This is a genomic window from Vibrio sp. 1249-1 (genome assembly GCF_033340495.1).
In genome coordinates this window covers 319,669-339,976 of the sequence record NZ_JAWOWJ010000001.1, presented here as the reverse complement: position 1 = coordinate 339,976, position 20,308 = coordinate 319,669, and the positions used below count along the sequence as shown (strand labels likewise).

Sequence of the window (20,308 nt, the reverse complement as noted above, 5' to 3'; positions counted from 1 at the left end):
AAAGCAAACTTAATACACTGATGAAATAGTTCATCAACTGACGTGTTTATTTATTCTTTTGACAACCAATCCCGTGCTGCCTTTATTTTAAGTTAACCTAGAAATATTACATTTCAAATAAAAAACTCACCCAATTGCATAAGATTGATTTAGATCTCATTACTCGTGAAATGTTATAAAATGGTTAATTTTATATAAGCCATTGTTTTAAATCACACTTCCACAAAAGCCACACCAACAGAAATAGAAACATAATTATTAAATATCATGCACTTACATACAGAATGGTAGACGTTAAATTATGTCATGATTTAAGATCTGAATTTTAAGCCTATATGATTACAACAAACTTGAGATTAGAATAATAATTCAATTATCAGTAAAAATAATTATCAAACATATCATTTAATTACTGCATTTAATGATAATTTAGTTATCAATTCGATTATTTTAATACAGTGATGATTAATACCGATAAAATATAATAAGTTAAATATATTTAATCTAAAAATGATATAAGAGCTTGTCTCATACTGGTGCAATACGCACTATTATGACGCATAGATTAAAATATAATTTCATTTTAAATTTATATATTCGAAGAACATCAACTAGCTACTAGTGAAAGTAATCGCTCGCTTTGTAGTAGCATCCTTTTCCACTTTGCACTATCTTTGTGGCTTCTCTTTAATCACTAAATCATCAACAGATATGAATCTTGCATTGCTCAGTATGTTCATCCCTACTTTCTTTTTTGTCTCAATCACGCCTGGTATGTGCATGACTCTCGCCCTAACGTTAGGTATGAGTATCGGTTATCGTCGCACGTTATGGATGATGATAGGAGAGCTTCTCGGTGTTGCGCTGGTGTCAGTCTCTGCGGTGTTAGGTATCGCTGCGATTATGCTCAATTATCCTTGGATGTTTATCGCGTTAAAGTTCATTGGTGGCGGTTATTTACTCTATCTTGGAGTTGAAATGTGGCGATCGCGAGGGAAACTTGCGATTAATGTCGACAACTTAGAAACACCAAAGAGTGACAATATCGCACTTATCATGCAAGGCTTCGTTACCGCAATCGCAAACCCAAAAGGCTGGGCATTTATGATTTCTCTTTTACCGCCTTTTATAGACCAAAACGCAGCGCTTGCACCGCAACTGATCATACTTGTCTCCATTATTTTACTGTTTGAGTTCATTTGCATGTCTCTGTACGCTACTGGTGGTAAAGGGTTGAAACACGTATTAGGTCAGTCTAAGAATGTACGCCTAATGAACCGTATCGCAGGCACTTTAATGATGGGAGTTGGTGTCTGGTTGCTACTAAGCTAAGGCAAACTGGAAACAATGAAAAATATTCTGAATAAAATCGCTAAAGTCATGGGTGAAGTATTGGACTTTCAAGCCCGAGTTTGGGTTGTGAACGTCTATAGCGGTGAGCATAAAGGCGAGTCTTATGTCGTTAATGAAGATGCTTTCTCTGTACCTCTTCAGTGGATGAAGAAGAAAGGCTACCAAGAGTCGATGTTGAATAAAGTCGAAGCAATGAAGCGCTCACAAGTCTTAGAGTTCGATTTGGGACTTGTGAAACATCGCTTGATGCGCGTGAAATAAGCACAAAAAAGCGCCACTCAAGATGAGTGGCGCAAGCACTTTTACCTTAAAAATAATGCTACGGCGCTGCGTCAATCTCAACTGGAAGATAATGTTTCGGCTCCAGTTTCAACCACTCCGGCAGCACAGTACCAATCGAAATCGAAGACCATGTACCCGACAGAACGCCAATAAACATGGCGGTTGAGAAACCAGCCAAAGGCGCTCCTCCCATAATCCATAATGCACCAACAGTGATCAATGTCGTACCAGATGTCACCATAGTGCGTGAAAACGTCGCGATAACAGCTTGATCATTGATGTCTTCTGTTTTCCAACTCTGTTTCGCAATCAACAGCTCACGGATTCGGTCTGCAATGATGATCGAGTCATTCAATGAGTAACCTAAAATTGCTAACACCGCTGCAAAAACGGTTAAGTTGAACTCCATTTGAGTAATTGCAAAGAAACCAAGCACTAAGATCACATCATGGGCCAAAGCAAACAGTGAACCACTGGCCAAACGCCACTCAAAACGGAAACACAAGTAACCGAGAATACTCAACACACAAATCAACAATGCTAAGCCACCTTGTTCAAACAAGTCTTGGCCAACTTGAGCGCCAACTATACTGTTGCTGACAACATCAACTTGGTGAGAGATTGGCTTCAACACCTCTTCTACACTTGGCAACGTTTGTCCATCTTCCGGCGCAGAGTAACGAATCACCCAACGGCCATCTTCACCAGAGCGTGTCACTGACGCAGATTCACCAAGCTTTGGTTGCAGAACGTCAAGCAGATCATGGTTAGTTAGCTGCTTATCTACCTTTACTTCTGTCACCATACCGCCAGTGAAGTCCAAACCTAGGTTCAACCCTTTAAAGCCTAGAGCGACGATCGCGATCACCGTTAAAATGATGGAAACTAGCGTAGTAAAGTAGCGAATTTTACGAATATTTTGTTTTAGCATTTCGACCATGATTAAACCCTCACATCACGACGGGCATCGCGGCCCCAAATTAAATTGATCATTGCTCGAGAGGCAAATACGCCTGTAAACATACTGGTTAACAAACCTAATCCGAGTGTTAAGGCAAAGCCTTGGATTGGGCCATTACCGATGGCGTACAAAATCACGGCGGTGATCATGGTAGTAATGTTGGCATCAAGGATGGTCGAGAATGCGCTGTCAAAGCCAAGATCAATCGCTTGAGCGAAGCTGCGGCCTTCACGCATTTTATCCTTAATACGTTCAAAGATAATAACGTTGGTGTCTACTGCCATACCGACGGTTAACACTAAACCGGCAATACCCGGAAGCGTTAGAACCGCTCCTGGTAACAAGGCGATTAAGCCAAGCAAACAAAGCATGTTGGCGCAAAGCGCCACGTTCGCTACCCAACCTAAGCGGCGGTACCAAAGTGCCATAAAGGTCAGTGTTAGTCCCATACCTAAAGCCAGTGCTGCAAAACCGTTTTCAATGTTTTCTGCACCCAGAGAAGCACCGATTGTTCGCTCTTCCACAATAGTAACCGGCGCGGTCAGTGACCCCGCGCGAAGCAATAGCGCCAACTGCTGCGCATCGTCCATGCTACCTGCCCCAGTAATACGGAACTGGCTACCAAGCTGAGATTGAATAGTCGCGACGCTGATAACGCGCTCACTACGCTCAGTTACACCGCGATCGTTTGTTTTGTATTCACGGTAAACGGTCGCCATTGGCTTGCCGATGTGAGTTGCTGAGAAGTCACTCATTTTCTTACCACCAGCGTGGTCAAGAGAAATATTGACTTCTGACATGCCCATTTTGTCGACACCAGCACGAGCGTTCACGATGTGCTCGCCCGTTAGAACTGGTCGTTTTGCCAAAATCACAGTACGACCATCATTATCTTGAAGAACAAGATCTTGGCTGCTGTGTGCTTGGCTCGCATCTTTCACTTCATAAAACGCCAAGCTTGCTGTTGCACCAATAACGTTTTTCGCTTGAGCAGGATCTTGTACACCAGGGAGTTCAATTCGAATACTCTCTTTACCTTGGCGTTGCACTAGTGCTTCTGTGATACCAAGTTCTTCAATACGACCACGCATGATCTTCAGGTTTTGTTGAAGAGTCGACGATTGAAATTCTTGGATATTTTGTTCACTCGGTTCAAGCACAAAGCCACGAGATGAACTTTTTGAAATCCAGCCCGGGTAATTTTGACGCAAGAACTTGTTCACTTCCGACAATGCTTGCTCGCTGTCACTGTTTACCGTAATTCGGTTGCCGCTTTCTGCTCGAACTTGCACACCACGAACACGTTGATCACGTAGGTTCGCTTTGATTTCATCAATCAATGCATCACGTTGTTCTTCAAACGCTTTATTCACATCAACATTCAACAAGAACTGAACGCCACCACGAAGGTCAAGACCGAGCTTAATTGGGCTAAAGCCCATCTCATTCAACCATTCTGGCGCAACCGATACGTATGAGAAAGTGATGCTGTCGTCTTTATTTAGCTCTTTGTTTAACAACACACGAGCTTTACTTTGCGCATCTTCACCATCGAATACAATGGTTGTTTTGCCGTCTTTTTCGATGATTTTGTCGGCTGAAATATGGTTGGTTTTTAGCAGTTGATTCAAATGAACAACCGACATTTCACTGTTGTTTTGCTCCGAAAACGTCAACTGGATAGAAGGCTGTTCGCCAAACCAAGTTGGTATAGCACTTAGGGTTAAAATAATGACCGTCGTGATTAATACTACATATTTCCAAGCTGAGTAGTGATTCATCAGCTTTCTGTTCTTTTGCTGCTTTGGTGTTTTTTTCATGTAAACATCATCCCTTCACGATGAAGTGAAGCTTTTAATAACAAGGCTTAACACACGACAGATGCTCCCAGAATAAATTCAGGGTATGAAATGCTCAGAACGCTCACGTCCTGTCGAATACAATCGTCGTGTTAAGAGTGCACAATGGTGCAAATAAATGGTGTTTAGGCAGAAAACTGACTATTGAGTGCGACGTACATGGCATTGGTCTCTTTCCAACCAGAGATGCGATGATCGCTTGTGAAATGATAAAATGTGGACTGGTTGTGACGCCAGTTAATGTCCATCAAGCTGTATGCGTAACCCGCATCAGCGTAAAACGGAGTAGTGAGATCGCCGACAAAATCTACGTGCTCGTCATCAAGCCCTTCCCGTAAGTAAGACGTCCAGCGCTGAGAGTTAAACAAAGCAACGGAATCGAGACTTGCATGGCCTTCAGATACTGGAGATTGAGAGCTTTCTTCTGAAACTTCAGAAAAATCGACGGAAGAGTTTGGCGATACACTTGCGGCTACAAAAGGTTGTAGCTTAGAAAAGTGCGGTACGTGAGCCTTGTGGCCGATTTGCGCAGCAGATACATGCACTGGTAGCAATACCATTGCAAATAGCAGCAAAATCAATTTTCTAAGGTAAATCCAATGCATAGGAACTCACTAAAAACACAAAGAGCCAAGTTAGGTCACTTGACTCGTTGATAGTATTCCTATTGATTATGGTTCACAACTAAAAAGTTATAAATCTCTGATTTCAGGTTTGCATCGTTATTGCATTTATCAAAACGTCTTTAGAAAACGAGTGTAATTGGTGGTGAGTTATCGATAAAAAATATCGCCCTTATCAACATCTAAGTAGATCTTGTTCTCTTGCTCCAAACCGCCACAATAGATGAAGTAAACGTTGCGCTTTTTGAACGTCACAGAACGAACCCAGCCTCCGAGCTCCTCAAAATCACTCGGATCACAGGTTTCATCGTCTAACAATTGCTGTGTTTTCTTACGGAAAATATCCAAGTGAACTTTTAAATCATCCGACTTCTGTAGGTATTCATCCAATATCTCTAAGCGCTCTTGCTCTTTAATAACTGGCTCTGCATCAGATAACCCTTCAGCATTCAACCATTCGGCTTTTTCTTCTCCACCCTCTTCATAGACAAGATAGCCGGAGATTCGGTACCACCCATCTACTTTTTCTAACACCGATACTTTTTCTCCCTTATAGAGCGTATCGACAACTAAAGCATTAGGGTTAGGCTTGTTGTAAACATTGACACGACGCTCAATAACGTAGTACTCGGTAACTTCCGGGGGAACGGCTTCTAAATCCAGAATCGGTTTGGATGTTTCTTTTTGCAGTGACGATTGCTCGACTTGTGTAGCCTTTGGTGCTTCAGGTTCATCTTTCTGCATAAAGAAGAAATAGTATCCAGCCCCCGCTCCGCCAAGCAACAGCATGACAATCAATGCGACGAGAATTTTCTTCATGCCCTTTTCCTTTTCATTCTTTATTCTTATCCCACCAGCAGCACGCATGTCGTAGAAATTTGGGTATATACTCAAAAGAGCAGGTCAACTAACGCGAGCAATAATGATCAACAGACTCAATTGGATACTACTATTTCTTCTGTTCCCGATAACGGGGCACGCCAATATTCAATGCAACCCATCGTCGTGGAACGACAATCTTACCCAATTCAATCGTTTAGAGTCCAATTACAATCAGCATGTTGAGGTATTCAATACACTTTTAACCGAACATAAGCAGCGTCAGTTATTGTCCAAAACCTTTTCACTGCATGAGCTCGTGCTACTTTGGCGTGCCAAGTCGAACCAAAATGTGTTCAAAGCGCAATTAAAAGCATCGATTCAATACAAAGAAGAGCTCACAACTAAAGCGAATCAGCTGCTTAAATTGAGCACACAATCCCAATGGTCAGCTAATGGGTGGGAGATCCTGGCCCAAAAGTGCCGCGAGTCAAACAAAACCATCAATCAAATAACTGCGGAATGGTATAACACCAACGCTTTGGAACTTGCTGAAGATTACAAGCGCCTCTCTTCACAATATCAAACTCTGTCACAAGTCTATGATAAAGAAGCTCGAGCGCTTCAATACGCTCAAGATGTTTCGAAGTAAAAACAGAGCCAGTTTTGAATAGACGATGTTGGTTTTTCACTCCAATATTGGACGTTATTCGTGCTTTTTATCTTTCCTTAGTCGTGAATGATATCAAATATAAATAATGGGATTGTTCCCTTTGACAAACTTGACTAAACCATGACCAAGACAATCAATTTATAGAGACATACGTCACATTAATGCTTTACTTATGGACATTTTTTGGTTAGTTTAGCCATTAATAAAATTTAATAAAAAGTCACATTTGGCTGGAGATGATGCTACAAACATGGTTATCAATCGATTAAGTAACAGGGAATGTCCTAATGCTACCAAAGCCAAGTTTTTGTCAGTAGTTAGGCACGTAAAAGAGTTCGGTTCAATCAGTGATTTGGATCTGTGTAAAATCTTCGGAGAAACAATATGGAGTGATGGGAGGGAATACCATTCAGCCGCGTTCTCATTCAAGGTTGATAGATACACAGGTAACTGTGAAATCTCACAATACAAAAACCAATAAGGCTTAAGAATTTATAAAGCGGAGTCAGGAAACGGACTCCGCTTTTTTGATCATGGCAATCGTAAAGTCGTGTTCGGAGTACCCCTCAATCAATCGTGTATTCGGACACAGCAACCGACAATAGCGAAAGACACCTTCTTTATTGTGCGACGCTAACATTTTCATGCTGGGTAGTTTGGATTCATCCAACAAGTTAAACACACAACCTTTCTCTGTCGTTCGGAACATTTTATCAATAATTTCAATGGCATGATTTGGGTTGGTGGATTGATAGTTCAATGATCCGGAAGCAAAAACAAAATCGCAACGAGGCAATACCAACGTTGAAAAGTCACCGCATATAAACTTACTTTGCGTGCGAAAATCTCGTTTTCTGGCTTCAGAGATAAACTGTTTTTGCTGATCAATGCCAATGTAGCTTTGAGGAAGCCCCCCCCGTAAGTTCGATAAACGCTAACAAGTCTCCGTAGCCGCACCCAATATCTAAAATACTTGAACCGTCTAACGTTAACCCTCGGCACAACGCCTCAAAACGGCTGATCTGACTATACTTATCTGCCCATCCCAGAGTTCGGGCTCTGTCTTTACCAAACTGTCTATATCGCTTTCGATGATAGTGGGCAATCTTAAGTCTATCGAAAAATTTCATCTTTCTTATGCATAAATCGGCAAACTGCCATTTCCTTTCACTTGTCTAATCGCTAGGTGGGTATGAATATCTTTCACATTTTCTAATCGCTGTAACTTTCTAGTAAATGTTTCATAACCAGCGAGATCTTTACTGACCACCTCTAACAGGTAATCATAGGCCCCTGATACGACATGGCATGAGATCACTTCATCCATCTCAACAACGGCATGTTCAAACTCATCAATCGAAGAAGCTTGGTGGTTATTTAAACTCACTTCAACAAATACAGTCATCGCGATGCCTACAGTGTCTCTGGACACAATAGCTCGATAACCACTAATTACACCTTCCTGCTCCAAACGCTTAATGCGCCTTGCACAAGGTGATGCCGATAGCCCTACTTGGTCAGCAAGTTCTGCAGTTGTCAGAGTGGCATCCTTCTGCATTAGGTTGATAAGTTGCCTGTCAATTTTATCCATTTATTCTTCCGTGCCTTTAATCACTAATAATTAACATTTATACGCAATTTATCACCAACATCAAGCCTAATTACGTCAAACTTTGCCTCCCTTTGGCAAGAGTTTTATTCAACAATTAACACATCATTTACAAATGGACATGTCGATAATGATCTTGGGATACGCTGCTATATTAACGACCTTACTGCTTTGGTCTGGTTTCTTTATTTCTTTAAAAGGGGGCGCAATTTCTGCCTTGCAGCCAGCCGATATCGCGTTAGTTCGCTTTCTAATCCCAAGTATAATTTTATTACCATTTGTGATTAAGCATAAACAGTCGCTGCGCGTAGTGCCTAAACGCTACCTGGTTGGTGTTGTGGTTGGAAGCGGCCTTCCCTATCTTCTGGTCGTCGGAACGGCTATGCATTTCGCTCCCGTGGCGCACGGCAGTGCATTAGTACCTGGCACTTTGCCATTGTTTGTTTCTGCTATCGCGGTACTTTGTTATCAACAGTCGCTGAGTGCTCACCGCTTAATCGGGCTTTCTACGGTGTTGTTAGGGATTTTCGTATTCCTTCTTTCTAATAGCGGCGCAGAGTACAACTGGTCTCAGTTGCAAGGGCATATCCTGTTTCTAACTGGCAGCATCATGTGGGCTGCTTTCACCATCAGCGCTCGTGTCGCCAATCTTAATGCACACGTCTGTGCAGGATTCGTTGCAATCGCGTCTTTGGCTCTGCTCATCATCGCCGTTGGTTTCGGGTGGGTAGACAGTTATTTGGTGGTAACACCGTTCAGCCAGTGGCCATGGGAGGAGTTATTTGGCCACGCGATGCTACAAGGTGTTGGCGCAGGTTTAATCGCTTCTTTCACTTTCATTTATGCAATTAGGATCATCGGTGCCGAAGCCAGCGCAGCTTTTGGTTCATTAACTCCAGTTGTCGCGACACTTCTTGCCGTTCCAATTTTTGGTGAACAACCAGATTCTCTCACTTGGTTAGCGCTGATGTTGGTCACATGCGGCAGTATTGTGGCAAGCCAAATCTTTATGAAAGGTGGAATGAGCCAAACTTATCGCCCACCACTTCACAGATAGCGATGATTTTACAAAAACTTATGCCTTACTATCTTGAATAACAAAATGGCGTTTTGATAGCCTCAGCTTAACTAATAATTAAAACGCCAATGTGATGCCAGCCACTCATACTAAAGATGAACTGCATAGGTTTCTCAAACCGGGAATGAAACTTTCTACTAATTTCGAATTTGGGCCTAAGGATCAATATACGTATTCCACCACCTATCTGGGGATGAAAGAAAATGCTTATTTGATTCTTGATATACCAATGCGTTTGCTTGAAGAGCAAGTGATGAGAAAACTCCCCAACGCCGATGTCATCGTGCGTGGTGTATCAGATACGGAGTTAGGCCATGTCATTGCGTTTAAGTCCAGCGTGCTGACGACGACCGTTCGACCATCCCCCCTTTTGTTTATCCGCATTCCAGGAACATTTGCAACCAAACCAGTTCGGGAACATGAGCGTTACAAGTTGCAAATGGACTGTAACGTTATTCATGCAGGGAATGTCTACGACGGTAGCCTTATCGATTTCTCTCTAGCAGGTGTTGGTATATCAACCTTGATTGAGCCCGAATTCAACGTGGGTGAGAGTGTTACCATCGAATGCCCGTTAAGCCACTATATCGGAGAAGAAAATCGATGTGTCATTGCCAACATTAAGAAATTGGTGAAGGGATGGGTAGTTGGAATTAAGTTTGCCAGTCCCATTGCGATGACTCACGAACTAAAAACAGAGTTACTGGAGCAATCCTTTCTAACCAGTAACGTCTGAACTTACTGCTCGCTAAAGCGCGTCGCCTCAAAGCTGTTGAGTATTCTGTGAACCGTATAGGTCACAAGCAGCGTCGCAACAATAGCAAACAAAATACTGCTCACGCGATACAGCGCACTGAACATTAAGTCACCATCCGGAGTAAGATATTGGCCGAACAAAATGCCTAATGTGGTTAAACCGCCAAATCCGGCTCCCGAACCGCTAGACTCTTTCACGTGCATATAACTGAACATCATTGCACCAATCCAAAGCAATGGGACGATAAACAATAAGGTATCCGACCAATCGTATAATACAAGTTGTCCGACAACACCAAAGGTCACCCCCATCAAGGTCCCCATTGCTCTTTTTCGCGCATACCCTAAAGCACCGTTCCAATGCATAGGAAACAATAAAAGTAAGGTTGTCGCCTGAGCAGACATAGAGTCACTGAGGTCAAATAGCTGGAATACAAGGAAAGACATTGTAGCGATACTCGCCCCCATAAGGGCTTCATGACGCATGCGATGACTCTGTTTAGGCTGCGACGGTTTCGCAGGTGGCTGACGAGGTTCCGCATCGGGAATCAAAAATGTCACCACATAAGCAACGATCACTGAAATAACATTCGCTTGCAGATTGCTAAATATTAGGTCATTTAAGTCAGTGGTTGGATAACTCGCAAAATGCAGCATGATGCTTAAGCTCAGTACGCTGTTCGCTCCAAATAAGAATAAGCTCCCTTTTGACATACAGGCGAATTTATACAGAAACAACCCGAATGCAATGATTGTCATCATGCCAGGGTGCCCACCAAATAACCCACCAAGAACACCAACTTCTAATCCACACACAACCGCTGAAAAAATCAGTTGTCGTGCGGCATGTAGACTCATGACTGGCACCATTCCAAGTAACAGCATCGGGGTTACAGTAAAGAATACGCCATAGTTCCAACCAAATACTTTACATAAAGTGAAACCAATGGTCGCACCAGTTGCAATGCGCAAACACTGACGGAAGTCGTTTTCCGACATGGGGTGGTCCCATAACTTCATATCGCCTCCTCGTTAATAAATATAATGAAGAAGACTCAAGAATTGGATCTGGCACCTCGCTAACCAGCCAGATAATGCGTTTTCTGGCAACAACTGCACGGTTGCTCGTGCCCCTGCTGGAAATGCGCGCTGCTGAGGTTCATCGATAGCTAAATGTAAACGTAAGCGCTGCGCGTCTCTCACCCAACGGTTTGAGTCAGTTGGTGTTGCTAAGCGGCCATCCGCATCGAATTGACCCGAGCTGACCCCGGCATCCACACTCGTAATACGAGCTTCAAATACATCACCAGGTAAGCTATCAAAAGCCACTAACGCACGGCTGTTCTGATTAAAGTGTCGTAAACTCTTTTCACGAAAGTCGGCAATGATATCCACGTCATCGGAGACTAAAGCGACAAGAGGTGTACCAGCTGCTGCATAGGCCCCCGTCTCCAGCTGCAAGTTAGCGACAACGCCATCATGTTCCGCCGAGACTTGAGTGTAAGACAGATTAAGTTCCGCTTGTTTTAGCTGGTTTTGCGCCACGCGGATATTCACATTCGTCGCGCCTAAATCACCGCGGTTTACTTCCAACTCTTTTAAACGAGCACGTGCGGCCAGTAAGTTCGCTTTAGCTGCCGTTGCGCTGCTCTGTGCGTCATCGCGCTGTTGTTGCGAAGTACCATTACGGTGAAACAGGGTATTAAGACGTTTCGCTTCGCGAACTTTTTGTTCCGCCACGATTTTGCTCGCTTCAACGTCTGCTTTTGCCGCCGCAATAGAAGCATCAAGTTGTTCGTTGTTTTGAATCACACGCTCAAGGTTAAGTTGAGCCTTTTCTACGGCGAGCTGATAAGGCAGGGGATCAATCTGAAATAGTAGATCGCCTTGGCTTATTTCTTGGTTGTTGGCAACATAAAGATGCGTAATCTGCCCACTCACACGGGGGGCCACTTTAGTTACCACACGCGTTGCCATTGCCTGAGGCGTCAACGGCATGGCGAGATCTGCAACTAGAAAATAGGCAAAGACAAGGACAAACGCGACGCAAGAATATTTGATCCAACGTGCGAATTTTTGATCTGGAGTCATAGGCGTTTACTTCTCTTTTTATTCGGTTTTCTGACTTATTCGCTAAGTGAATCAAGCGCATTGTGAGCAATCTGATCAAGAATCAATGAAAGCTGTTGAAGTTCCTGGTCGTTGATGTCCGTTAGGAGCTTGCTTCGAACTTGAAGAATTCGAGCCTCCATTTGCTTTAGTAGGGTTTTCCCCTCTTCTGTGAGGCTAACAATACGTGCTCGCTTATCGTGTTCACAGCAATGGCGAACGATCAGAGATTGCTCTTCTAATAATTTTAATGTTCGCATCAACGACGCTAACTCGATCTCAAGCGCTTCAGCCAAATGCTTCTGACTGATGTTGTCACCCATTCGATAAAGCTTCCATAACGCAGTCCAACGCGGATACGTTAGGTTTAAAGGCTCTAACTCGCGATCTGCAACCATTTTCCACAAACGAGCAACACGAGATAATTTTTCAGCCAGAGAAAGGTCTCGCAAACTGTTGATGTCTTGAATCATAAGAACTACTCAATTACTTAGCGTGCTAAGTAATATAAAATAGTTAGCACGCTAAGTAAATATTTTTTTGTGATTGAAATCACATTGGGTGTGTCAGTGAAGGGGCAGAAATCTAAGTAACACAACACTATGTTTGAATTTGAAATGCAGCGATGTACACAACAAACGTCGAGACCAATAAAGTCTGATTTGTATAAGAGTAAAAGGGTCAGATACAAAAAAGCACAACCCACAGTCATGGTGTTGTGCTTTTCAGATAATGAATAATTGGGTTATCTCGTAGTGAGCCAATTATTCATGTTCGCTCGACTAAGAACCGCTGTTTAAAATCCACAAATGCTTCATGGAGCGCATTTTCTTTAATCGGCTTGAGAAGCACGTAATTTGCACCCGATTCCATAAAGGCGTCACTGGTTTCTTTCGCGGTGTCAGCAGTACACGCATAAATTGGCGTGCCTAGTTTTAGCTTTTGTCGGATCTCTTTGGTCGTTTCAATTCCACCAAGATGCGGAAGTTGGTTGTCCATCAGTATCAAATCGTAAGTATGATCTTTTAAGAATTCCATTGCTTCTAACCCATCTTTCGCCCAATCAACCTGCATTTTGTACTTGTTACAAAACGCTTTTAGAATGAATGCGTTAGTATGGTTATCCTCTACCAACAACACTTTGAGACTCTCTGCAAATAGTTCACCTGGCTTAACTCGCAAACTCGAATCAAGAGGGGTGAGTACTCGCTCACGATCTTTCACTGGCATTGTAATGACAAAAGTCGTTCCTAAGCCTTTCTGACTGCGGACTTGAACATCACCTTCCAGCATGTCGACAAGGCTCTTCACAATGGTCAGCCCTAAGCCACTGCCACCGTATTCTCGAGTCGTTGTTGCTTCTTCTTGAACAAAAGGTTCGAACATTTGGTCGAGTTTGTCAGACTCGATGCCGATACCTGTATCCGTAATTTCCACGACCAGCACGCTATTGTCAGCACCATAGAACTGCTCCAGTTCAGCATGCAAGCGCACGCTACCCGAGGGCGTAAACTTTACTGAGTTACTGACTAGGTTGAATAAAATTTGGTTCAGACGAACTTGGTCAGTAAAGATTTCAACATTGGGATCTATTTTGTTTTCAATGACAAGGTTGACGCCTTTACTTTCACAAATAGGACGATAAATGTTTTCTAACGTTCGAATTGTATCAGTGAAAGAAAACGGGTGCTTTTGGATATTAAACTTACCCTGCTCAATCTTCGAAAAGTCCAAAATATCATTCAAAACAGCAAGTAAGTGCTCACCACTATGTCGAAGTACGTCAATTTGGTTATTCTGCTCTTCTGTTTCCACAGAGTCTTTTAGCAATTGAGCAACCCCTAAAATTCCATTGATTGGCGTTCGGATCTCATGGCTCATTTTAGCCAGAAAGTCGGCACGGGCTTGAGCAGATTTCTCTGCTTCTTTGCGCGCCAAGTTACTCTGTTTTTCCGCCTCAATTAGCGTGGTTATATCCTGACCTTGAACAATAATACCGCTAATATCTCCATCAACTCGAATCGGCGATAAGTTCCAGCGATATACTTTGTCTCCAATTGGCACATTAACGCCTGTCAACGTAGCTCCCTGAGCCGCCATGCGAAGGTGTGGCATCAACTTTTCTTTGAAACCTTTGAACACTGGGTGCATGGTTTCAATATCGTTTTCCATGACTAACTCTTTGCGTGCTGCCGGATTGATTTGGATAAGTACACCCGATTCAGACCACACCATAATAGGTGATAACGCAAAGTTAAACAGGTCTCGGAAAGACCGCTTTTGTGCTTCAAGCTCTTCAAAAGTGTTTTCTAGTGTCGAACCAATATGATCGAATTCCTCAATATCTGACCCCTCAAAACGCTCAAATCCTTTTTCTTCACGAGCCGAGCGGGTATATGCCATCAGGGATCCTAACTCTTCAACTACTCGATTCTCGATCCATTCTTTAGTCATTAGCGCAATCATAACCATACCGATAACTGAGGCTAGCATTGCTAGCAGGTGTTGGATTTGCAATGTCACCACGCTCTGATTGTCTTGCACAGTAAGCAAGCACAAGTCAGTCTCGGCGGCATTTACCTCAATAGGGGTTTTGATGATCAATAATTGGTCAAGCTTGTGCTGGGACTCTCGTCGTTTGAGTACGTCAAATATTTGATAAGCCTCATCTCCTACTAATGAGCTTGCCAATGGTGTGTTGTTAGCGACCAACACAACATTGTCGACGTTGCCTTCATTTTTTAACCTTTCCATCAACCCAAAGTTATTATCTAAAACAACAACATTGTAAGAGTACCCCATCACTTCACCGGTTTTAGGTTGTAAAACGGGTACACGACGAAGTAAAAGATGGCGAGTTCCCATCGGGGTCTGTGAGGGTAGATAATACCAGTTGTTGCTAAAGGTCACTTGACTGGCAAGTCGGCTAAGTATCAGGTTGTTGATGCCATAGAAATGCGCGTTGCCATCGTCCCAAATAATACCTTGATGATCGGTTAGGAAACGAAACTCCGGTGTATGGGAAGGATCACTCTGGTCAATACTCATGAAAAAGTAATTGAGTGCCTCTTCATCACGTTCTGTATAAAAATCCAATACAACATCACTTTTCGAATTGCTGTTGTGATGAATCTGAATCGCTGCAAAATGGCTATCAAAAATGTTCAGGATCAGGGCAGAGGTCTGCTGCTTGGTTCGGTCGACTTCCTGCCAAATAATCTGCTTCGAGAAGTAATAACTCTGAACAAAGATGCCTAGAATGATCGGAGCAAGTACGAGAATAATTATTTTGGTAATAAGCGTCGACAGTGAGCGACGCTTTCTTGTTTTTGATGTAGTTGTCATCAATTATCTGAGTATCTAAATGCACGTTTTCTTAATGCTTCAATTCTTTCTGGAGAGTCCGATTTGGTAACGACTTCAAAATCACCAGAGTAAACAGTGGGAACTGGCTTTCCTTCTAAATCCCACTTAATGGCCTCAGCCATTGCAATACCTGTATCATCGTTCATACGCATAACGGTAACGTCTAACTCCCCTTTAGAAAGCGCCTCTAACTCTGCTGAACCGCCGCCCCAACCATTGATCATGACATCATCACGACCTAACTCTTTAAGAGCGTCAACAGCACCTAATGCTACATCGGTAGAACACGCGTAAATGAAGTCAACGTCCGGATACTTCTCCAAACTGGCTTTTGCAGCTTCATACCCAGATTGCTTTGTTGCTTTGGTGTAGTAAGCAGATTGTAGTTCAAATTGATTATCGCGGTTCACTTGGTTGATAAAAGTGTTGCCTCTGATGTCACTAATGTAGCCCTCTGAGAAGTAGAGAACACTATAGTGGCTATGTTTAGGGAAACGCTTGCCAAACTCAACGGCCAATTCACGACTTCCTTCTGCGTGGTCGAAACCAACATAAAGAAACGGCTGATGATGTTCCCAATCCCTAACAGGTGTGGTGATATTTTGTAAAATTAACTTGGTTTTCTTTGAATCTAAGACATGCTCAACAAACTTACGATGTCTTGTGGTATCTAGAGTAAAGATCAAGTAATCGGAGTTGCTTTTCAGCGCCTCCATTAAAGACAAACTTTGCTGCTTTATATCTGCATTAGGACGAGTAAACACTTGATTTAGCTGATAGTCGATATCAAGCTTATCTAGGCGTTTTTCAAACGCGTCGATGTTTCGAATCCAATAATCAGAGATCTGCTGCCCTGGATAAACAACAGAAATTTTCAGTGGACGCTTTTTGTCTTTTGCTACGGGTACAGGGGTTTCTCTTACCACTTCAGCCAACGCACTAGTTAGCTGCTTCTGTTGTGGAAACTGGTCTAAAAACTCTTGATATGCCCAATACCCATTAAGAACTTGGGTGGCCTGCACATTCGGCGCAAAAGCGGCCATTGAAATCAGGGAGAATACTAACGCTTTTTTCATCTACTGCTCTTTTAGCTTTTTTATGAGCCTAATTCAGCTCTATTCATTACCTAGCCGAGTCATCCTATACTCTTGTAATCTACCTTCCTCTTAGTGCCTGTTTCAATAGTAAATTAGTTCTTGGTCTGAGTGGATGCAAATGAAAGTACATTGAGTCGCTTCCTTTGTCTCGATGACGCAAAGACATTTCGCGCTTTTCATATTCAGGACCTGTAAACAGAACACCAGCCCATTATGCGTCAGTTTATTCCTACATGGTACTCCAAAAACAAAAAGAAACCGCCAATGTGACATGGGCGGTTTCCGTGTATCTTTGCGTAGCAAGGGCTTATCAGAGTGCCACTATCTCTAACATCATTTGTTGATGTTCGTCGACGACAATATTTGCTTTTGACATAACGAGCAGCTCTTTTTTCGCTTTAGTTAGTTGCTTAATATAGTACTCTGCTCGCATGGCAAGCGTCTTTGAGTCAAAATCCAATGACCATTCCAATACCAAAGGGCCTTTTCCCTTCAAAGCTTTCGCTCCTTTTCCGGTTTGGTGCTGATTGAATCTTCGTTCAACATCATTGGTAACACCACAATACAACGCGTTGCGGTTATTTCGTATCAGGTAGACACTCCAACGCTGCGTTGTATTTTCCATCATGAAAGCAGTGACTCAACCTTAGCTTTTAATTCATCCAGCTCTTCTTTCAGCTGAGCGACTTCGAGCTCTAGCTGACTTACTCGATCGGAGCTCGAGCTTGCAGCAGACACAGGCGCTGCAAGTTCGGACGCATCAACATCACCACAGAACAAATGCATATAACGCGACTCCCGCTTACCAGCCTCACGTGGTAATTTGACCACTAATGGTCCTTTCTCTTCGCTTGCTAAATGCTCAAGGACCGTTTCCACTTCTTTTACATCATGAAATGTCGCGAGACGATTAGTACGAGTACGAATTTCCCCAGGTGTTTGAGCACCGCGCAAAAGCATACAGCATACAATGCCCTTCTCCTGCTCTGTCAGCTTTAAATCACCAAATTCCGTATTACAGAAACGGTGTTGATACTTGCTGACGCGGCTGTTGAACGCACTTTCGTCACTGACGAGCCTGCGCTCAATAAGAGCATCAACGGCATCGAGAACGTCTGACTCAGAGAGTGACATCACGGGATCACGGTTGCTTTTTTGATTACACGCGTTGGTTAATGCGTTCAGGCTGAGGGGGTAAAGATCTGGGGTAGTGACTTCTTTTTCGATCAAGCAACCAATAACTCGTGCTTCAATTGCCGTTAGCTCAACTTTCATAATGCATTTCCTTATTATTTTTGCATTTGACTTTGTACCTAAATCGCTTCGAAATCATACGCCATAAATTCACACAGCAGTGCAAGAAGCGTTAGCGGTTCAGGTGTTGGTGTCAGGCTAAAGCATAGCGTAAGACCTGACACCCCTTACGAATAGGGTCAGGTATCAATGCTCCGAGAGAATCGGCACTCTCGTCAAATTGCCATCTTGGTCGACCATCATTATTTTTGAACGATTAAGCTCAACTTCGATGATTTCGAGTTGCTCACGAGCGTTGATATACGCCGTTTTTAACTTTTCAGCCACAGAGCGAGTGACTTGCTCATTATCTTGACTATTTACTTGCTCCGCAGTGTTACCAGAGTCCATATCAAGTTCATCATTTTGCATTCAATGGTGTTGATAATATAGTGAAGGCCACGTTATGACAATGAATCGATGGATTCTACGTTGTTGGCCAAAACTCGAAGAAAGCAGCACGATTATATGGACACAGCGCAATTGGTTGAGAAATGTTCAACTCTGCATTGCTATTGATCTAAAGACTGTTATGCCACTGGATGTTGTGCTTTAATCGAGGAAGATATTCATAAAATTAGGAAAGAGAACTATGAGTAGCGTATTTGAAATCGTTAACCAAGCTCGTCGTAAAAACAAACTAAAACGTGAGCTTCTTGATAACGAGAAGAAAGTTCGTGATAACCGCAAACGTGTTGATCTTCTAGAAAACCTTCTAGACTACATCAAACCAGAAATGACTCACGATGAAATCGTCGCAATCATCAAAAATATGAAAGCAGACTATGAAGATCGTGTTGATGACCACATCATTAAAAGCGCTGAGATCTCTAAAGCACGTCGTGACATCAGCCGTCGCATTCGTGAGCTGACTGAAGAAGACAAGCAAACTAGCGGCAAAAAATAAACGCGTGAGCTAGATTTTCGAACCCCGAGCAAGAATATCTTCCTCGGGGTTTATTTTTGTCTCTAAACTAACCGCCGTGTACAATCAATCTAACTCTTATTCCTAACGCATTCAGCTTTCTATGTCTTCAACTACGACAAGTACACAACCAACGCTTGCAAAACAATTATTTACGATGACCTGGCCAATGCTTTTTGGCGTTCTGTCTTTAATGAGCTTTCAGCTTGTGGATAGCGCGTTTATCGGTCAGCTCGGCGTTTTACCGTTAGCCGCTCAAGGTTTCACTCTGCCTTTGCAAATGGTCATTATCGGCATTCAAGTCGGTCTAGGGATCGCAACGACAGCGGTCATTTCTAAAGCTCTTGGGGCGAATGAAAGCCAGTATGCCAAACAACTTGGCGGATTGGTATTGATGATCGGCTCAATTGGTGTCGCTATTTTTGGCGGGCTAATTTGGCTTTTGCGCTACCCCATTTTAGCTCTATTAAGCGCTCCAGAATCTGTTATGCCGATAATCGACAGTTACTGGCCTTGGTGGTTATTAAGCTCATGGACTGGTGCGGTTTTGTATTTTTATTACAGTATCTGCCGAGCTAATGGCAATACAATGTTACCTGGCACAATGATGATGATAACCAGCGGCGTGAACCTTGTGCTCGACCCGCTATTTATTTTCACGTTTGACTTGGGTATTAACGGAGCGGCAATAGCAACCATCGTCGCTTTTGGGTTTGGTATTTTAGTCGTCGCTCCTCGCGTGAAAAAGAATCACTGGGCAACGACACAATGGCAAGATCTTAACGTAGCCAAAAGTGTTGCATCTATCGGTAACATTATGGGCCCCGCGATGATTAGCCAACTGCTGCCACCGTTGTCTTCCATGCTAGCAACAAAATTATTGGCAAGCTTTGGAACCGCAGCAGTCGCCGCTTGGGCACTTGGTTCACGCTATGAGTTCTTTGCTATCGTTTCGGTCTTGGCGCTGACAATGTCTATGCCTCCAATGGTTGGACGCTTACTTGGAGCAAAGAACTATGAAGATATCCAAAGGCTCGTCAGTATTGCCGTAAAATTCATTCTAGGTTTCCAACTTTTGATTGCTGCCATTACATTTGCCGTCGCAAACCCACTCGCATTATTGATGACAAGTGATGTGCAAGTGGAGCAAGTCTTGGAAATGCATTTACTGATAGTGCCGATCAGTTTGGGTTCGTTAGGGGTTTGTATGCTAATGGTTTCTCTTTGTAATGCATTAGGCAAATCTTACACCGCGCTCACTATTTCAGCGCTGCGCTTGTTTGTCTTTTTCCTACCGTGCTTGTGGGTTGGCGCTCAAATGGATGGAATCCGAGGTTTACTCTTAGGCGCTTGTATCGGCAACCTGTTAGCTGGTGTTTCCGCATACCTAACCTATCGCCAAACCATACGCAAACTCGCAGGCGCTCAAGCCAACGCGTAACGATGAATAATCAGAACTAAGCCCCTGAAATGGGGCTTAATCGTTTTGACACCTTGTCTAAGTT

The 20,308-nt window shown here is 43.1% G+C and carries 20 protein-coding genes and 1 pseudogene; 7 read left to right on the top strand and 14 right to left on the bottom strand.

The window, feature by feature from the left end; translation table 11 throughout:
- The first annotated feature begins 711 nt into the window (after nucleotides 1–711).
- Entirely contained in the window at nucleotides 712–1,332 is a 621-nt protein-coding gene (locus R7Z50_RS01610; protein ID WP_021035942.1) for a LysE family translocator, read from the top strand.
- A 15-nt stretch (nucleotides 1,333–1,347) separates the two neighbouring features.
- On the top strand, nucleotides 1,348–1,614 hold the full coding sequence (locus tag R7Z50_RS01605; RefSeq protein WP_017635186.1) for a hypothetical protein: 267 nt from the start codon (nucleotides 1,348–1,350) through the stop codon (nucleotides 1,612–1,614).
- A gap of 58 nt (nucleotides 1,615–1,672) precedes the next feature.
- On the opposite strand, the gene secF is transcribed toward R7Z50_RS01605, so the two are convergent.
- From secF to R7Z50_RS01585, 4 genes are all read right to left on the bottom strand, one after another.
- Nucleotides 1,673–2,575, bottom strand: a complete 903-nt coding sequence (gene secF / locus R7Z50_RS01600; protein WP_005373567.1) for a protein translocase subunit SecF — start codon at nucleotides 2,573–2,575, stop codon at nucleotides 1,673–1,675.
- A 2-nt stretch (nucleotides 2,576–2,577) separates the two neighbouring features.
- Nucleotides 2,578–4,416, bottom strand: coding sequence for a protein translocase subunit SecD (gene secD, locus R7Z50_RS01595; RefSeq protein ID WP_017635185.1), 1,839 nt, complete (start codon nucleotides 4,414–4,416; stop codon nucleotides 2,578–2,580).
- Between the two features lie 164 nt (nucleotides 4,417–4,580).
- The gene (locus R7Z50_RS01590; protein WP_318148818.1) at nucleotides 4,581–5,060 is read right to left on the bottom strand and encodes a hypothetical protein; all 480 of its coding nucleotides are present in this window, start codon (nucleotides 5,058–5,060) and stop codon (nucleotides 4,581–4,583) included.
- Nucleotides 5,061–5,228: 168 nt separating this feature from the next.
- Complete coding sequence (locus R7Z50_RS01585) at nucleotides 5,229–5,897, bottom strand: SH3 domain-containing protein (RefSeq protein WP_005385650.1); 669 nt, start codon at nucleotides 5,895–5,897, stop codon at nucleotides 5,229–5,231.
- A 103-nt stretch (nucleotides 5,898–6,000) separates the two neighbouring features.
- Between R7Z50_RS01585 and R7Z50_RS01580 the strand changes: the two genes are divergently transcribed.
- On the top strand, nucleotides 6,001–6,549 hold the full coding sequence (locus R7Z50_RS01580; RefSeq protein WP_318148817.1) for an ATPase: 549 nt from the start codon (nucleotides 6,001–6,003) through the stop codon (nucleotides 6,547–6,549).
- Nucleotides 6,550–7,075: 526 nt separating this feature from the next.
- Here R7Z50_RS01580 and R7Z50_RS01570 read toward each other — a convergent pair.
- Nucleotides 7,076–7,700: pseudogene (locus tag R7Z50_RS01570) on the bottom strand (class I SAM-dependent methyltransferase).
- 5 nt (nucleotides 7,701–7,705) lie between these two features.
- Nucleotides 7,706–8,161 carry an Lrp/AsnC family transcriptional regulator gene (locus tag R7Z50_RS01565; RefSeq protein WP_005373581.1) on the bottom strand — a complete coding sequence of 152 codons (456 nt, stop codon included), beginning with the start codon at nucleotides 8,159–8,161 and terminating at the stop codon, nucleotides 7,706–7,708.
- 148 nt (nucleotides 8,162–8,309) lie between these two features.
- Here R7Z50_RS01565 and R7Z50_RS01560 point away from each other — a divergent pair, with 148 nt between their 5' ends.
- Nucleotides 8,310–9,236, top strand: a complete 927-nt coding sequence (locus R7Z50_RS01560; RefSeq protein WP_017635181.1) for a DMT family transporter — start codon at nucleotides 8,310–8,312, stop codon at nucleotides 9,234–9,236.
- Between the two features lie 94 nt (nucleotides 9,237–9,330).
- On the top strand, nucleotides 9,331–9,993 hold the full coding sequence (locus R7Z50_RS01555) for a flagellar brake protein (RefSeq protein WP_064369362.1): 663 nt from the start codon (nucleotides 9,331–9,333) through the stop codon (nucleotides 9,991–9,993).
- 2 nt (nucleotides 9,994–9,995) lie between these two features.
- Here the strand turns inward: R7Z50_RS01555 and R7Z50_RS01550 are convergent, their stop codons facing one another.
- The 8 genes from R7Z50_RS01550 to R7Z50_RS01515 form a co-directional block, all read right to left on the bottom strand.
- Nucleotides 9,996–11,033: a DUF2955 domain-containing protein gene (locus R7Z50_RS01550; protein ID WP_065275183.1), complete on the bottom strand. Its 1,038-nt coding sequence runs from the start codon at nucleotides 11,031–11,033 to the stop codon at nucleotides 9,996–9,998.
- A 12-nt stretch (nucleotides 11,034–11,045) separates the two neighbouring features.
- A complete protein-coding gene (locus R7Z50_RS01545) occupies nucleotides 11,046–12,104 on the bottom strand; it encodes an HlyD family secretion protein (RefSeq protein WP_065275182.1) in 1,059 nt (352 codons plus the stop codon).
- 35 nt (nucleotides 12,105–12,139) lie between these two features.
- Nucleotides 12,140–12,595 (bottom strand): transcriptional regulator SlyA, encoded by a 456-nt coding sequence (gene slyA / locus R7Z50_RS01540; RefSeq protein ID WP_017635177.1) that lies wholly within the window; start codon nucleotides 12,593–12,595, stop codon nucleotides 12,140–12,142.
- Nucleotides 12,596–12,890: 295 nt separating this feature from the next.
- Nucleotides 12,891–15,467: a quorum-sensing autoinducer 2 sensor kinase/phosphatase LuxQ gene (gene luxQ / locus R7Z50_RS01535; RefSeq protein ID WP_158155831.1), complete on the bottom strand. Its 2,577-nt coding sequence runs from the start codon at nucleotides 15,465–15,467 to the stop codon at nucleotides 12,891–12,893.
- Nucleotides 15,467–16,564, bottom strand: coding sequence for an autoinducer 2-binding periplasmic protein LuxP (locus R7Z50_RS01530; RefSeq protein ID WP_005385634.1), 1,098 nt, complete (start codon nucleotides 16,562–16,564; stop codon nucleotides 15,467–15,469). The genes luxQ and R7Z50_RS01530 overlap by 1 nt, the downstream gene beginning before the upstream one ends.
- Before the next feature lie 331 nt (nucleotides 16,565–16,895).
- Entirely contained in the window at nucleotides 16,896–17,213 is a 318-nt protein-coding gene (locus R7Z50_RS01525; protein WP_132937186.1) for a GIY-YIG nuclease family protein, read from the bottom strand.
- Nucleotides 17,210–17,860 (bottom strand): YceH family protein, encoded by a 651-nt coding sequence (locus R7Z50_RS01520; RefSeq protein ID WP_005373594.1) that lies wholly within the window; start codon nucleotides 17,858–17,860, stop codon nucleotides 17,210–17,212. The genes R7Z50_RS01525 and R7Z50_RS01520 overlap by 4 nt, the downstream gene beginning before the upstream one ends.
- Nucleotides 17,861–18,025: 165 nt before the next feature.
- On the bottom strand, nucleotides 18,026–18,250 hold the full coding sequence (locus tag R7Z50_RS01515; protein ID WP_005385630.1) for a hypothetical protein: 225 nt from the start codon (nucleotides 18,248–18,250) through the stop codon (nucleotides 18,026–18,028).
- Between the two features lie 220 nt (nucleotides 18,251–18,470).
- On the opposite strand from R7Z50_RS01515, the gene R7Z50_RS01510 reads away from it, so the two are divergent.
- Nucleotides 18,471–18,785: a DUF496 family protein gene (locus tag R7Z50_RS01510; protein WP_005373603.1), complete on the top strand. Its 315-nt coding sequence runs from the start codon at nucleotides 18,471–18,473 to the stop codon at nucleotides 18,783–18,785.
- A 121-nt stretch (nucleotides 18,786–18,906) separates the two neighbouring features.
- Nucleotides 18,907–20,244: an MATE family efflux transporter gene (locus tag R7Z50_RS01505; RefSeq protein ID WP_054574588.1), complete on the top strand. Its 1,338-nt coding sequence runs from the start codon at nucleotides 18,907–18,909 to the stop codon at nucleotides 20,242–20,244.
- Nucleotides 20,245–20,308: the final 64 nt, after the last annotated feature.

Excerpts from the sequence above, each read along its gene's own strand:
- R7Z50_RS01560 (WP_017635181.1), top strand. The coding sequence starts at position 8,310 with ATGATCTTGGGATACGCTGCTATATTAACGACCTTACTGCTTTGGTCT.
- R7Z50_RS01580 (WP_318148817.1), top strand. The coding sequence starts at position 6,001 with ATGATCAACAGACTCAATTGGATACTACTATTTCTTCTGTTCCCGATA.
- R7Z50_RS01605 (WP_017635186.1), top strand. The coding sequence starts at position 1,348 with ATGAAAAATATTCTGAATAAAATCGCTAAAGTCATGGGTGAAGTATTG.
- R7Z50_RS01505 (WP_054574588.1), top strand. The coding sequence starts at position 18,907 with ATGTCTTCAACTACGACAAGTACACAACCAACGCTTGCAAAACAATTA.
- R7Z50_RS01550 (WP_065275183.1), bottom strand. The coding sequence starts at position 11,033 with ATGAAGTTATGGGACCACCCCATGTCGGAAAACGACTTCCGTCAGTGT.
- R7Z50_RS01555 (WP_064369362.1), top strand. The coding sequence starts at position 9,331 with ATGCCAGCCACTCATACTAAAGATGAACTGCATAGGTTTCTCAAACCG.
- R7Z50_RS01565 (WP_005373581.1), bottom strand. The coding sequence starts at position 8,161 with ATGGATAAAATTGACAGGCAACTTATCAACCTAATGCAGAAGGATGCC.
- R7Z50_RS01590 (WP_318148818.1), bottom strand. The coding sequence starts at position 5,060 with ATGCATTGGATTTACCTTAGAAAATTGATTTTGCTGCTATTTGCAATG.
- R7Z50_RS01520 (WP_005373594.1), bottom strand. The coding sequence starts at position 17,860 with ATGAAAGTTGAGCTAACGGCAATTGAAGCACGAGTTATTGGTTGCTTG.
- slyA (WP_017635177.1), bottom strand. The coding sequence starts at position 12,595 with ATGATTCAAGACATCAACAGTTTGCGAGACCTTTCTCTGGCTGAAAAA.
- luxQ (WP_158155831.1), bottom strand. The coding sequence starts at position 15,467 with ATGACAACTACATCAAAAACAAGAAAGCGTCGCTCACTGTCGACGCTT.
- R7Z50_RS01545 (WP_065275182.1), bottom strand. The coding sequence starts at position 12,104 with ATGACTCCAGATCAAAAATTCGCACGTTGGATCAAATATTCTTGCGTC.
- secD (WP_017635185.1), bottom strand. The coding sequence starts at position 4,416 with ATGAAAAAAACACCAAAGCAGCAAAAGAACAGAAAGCTGATGAATCAC.
- R7Z50_RS01515 (WP_005385630.1), bottom strand. The coding sequence starts at position 18,250 with ATGCAAAATGATGAACTTGATATGGACTCTGGTAACACTGCGGAGCAA.
- R7Z50_RS01530 (WP_005385634.1), bottom strand. The coding sequence starts at position 16,564 with ATGAAAAAAGCGTTAGTATTCTCCCTGATTTCAATGGCCGCTTTTGCG.
- R7Z50_RS01510 (WP_005373603.1), top strand. The coding sequence starts at position 18,471 with ATGAGTAGCGTATTTGAAATCGTTAACCAAGCTCGTCGTAAAAACAAA.
- R7Z50_RS01585 (WP_005385650.1), bottom strand. The coding sequence starts at position 5,897 with ATGAAGAAAATTCTCGTCGCATTGATTGTCATGCTGTTGCTTGGCGGA.
- R7Z50_RS01525 (WP_132937186.1), bottom strand. The coding sequence starts at position 17,213 with ATGATGGAAAATACAACGCAGCGTTGGAGTGTCTACCTGATACGAAAT.
- R7Z50_RS01610 (WP_021035942.1), top strand. The coding sequence starts at position 712 with ATGAATCTTGCATTGCTCAGTATGTTCATCCCTACTTTCTTTTTTGTC.
- secF (WP_005373567.1), bottom strand. The coding sequence starts at position 2,575 with ATGGTCGAAATGCTAAAACAAAATATTCGTAAAATTCGCTACTTTACT.